Origin of the sequence: Gordonia hydrophobica NBRC 16057, from assembly GCF_001592365.1 — a bacterium.
GTDB classification, from domain to species: domain Bacteria; phylum Actinomycetota; class Actinomycetes; order Mycobacteriales; family Mycobacteriaceae; genus Gordonia; species Gordonia hydrophobica.
The window spans coordinates 1-753 of the sequence record NZ_BCWU01000042.1 but is presented as its reverse complement, the minus strand read 5'-3'; the positions used below and the strand labels follow the sequence as shown (position 1 = coordinate 753).

Sequence of the window (753 nt, the reverse complement as noted above, 5' to 3'; positions counted from 1 at the left end):
AGAAACAATATATTTCCGGTTGGTGGTGGTCGACTGCGAGTGATTGTGGTCGTGAACGAGACACACTATCGGGGTTCTGAGAGAACACGCGGTTCCTGCTCTTTTGGGGTGGGGATGGTTTGTTTTCTTGTTGCTCACTGGTTTCCGCTTCCGGATGGCCGGCTTTGCTGGTTGGGAGTGTTGGGGTTGGTGGGTGTGTGTTGTTTGAGAAGTGCATAGTGGATGCGAGCATCTAGCCTGCGATGGGGCTTTCGGGTCTTGTTGTGGGTTGTGTGTTCTGCAATTTCGATTCTGGTTTGTGCAATTTCGAGTGTTTTGTGTTCGGGTTGTATGAATTTTTTGTGTTGGATTGTCCGCATTCGTGCCTCCGCCTTTGTGTGGGGGTGTGTTTGTGGGTGTTGTTGTAAGTGTTTTAGGGCGTTCGGTGGATGCCTTGGTACCAGGAGCCGATGAAGGACGTGGTAGGCCGCGATAGTCCTCGGGGAGTTGTCAAACGAGCTGTGATCCGAGGGTGTCCGAATGGGGAAACCCAGCACGAGTGATGTCGTGTTACCCGCCTCTGAATGTATAGGGGGTGTGGAGGGAACGTGGGGAAGTGAAACATCTCAGTACCCACAGGAGGAGAAAACAAGTGTGATTCCGTGAGTAGTGGCGAGCGAAAGCGGAGGAGGCTAAACCATGCGTATGTGATACTCGGTAGGGGTTGTGCGTGTGGGGTTGTGGGGTTGTCGTTACTCGTTCTACCGGGCGAGT

1 rRNA gene is annotated in these 753 nt (G+C 52.9%); it reads left to right on the top strand.

The annotated features are described in order from the left end of the window. Positions 1-401: 401 nt before the first annotated feature. Positions 402-753 (top strand): 23S ribosomal RNA (locus tag GH2_RS21145); the annotation flags it as partial.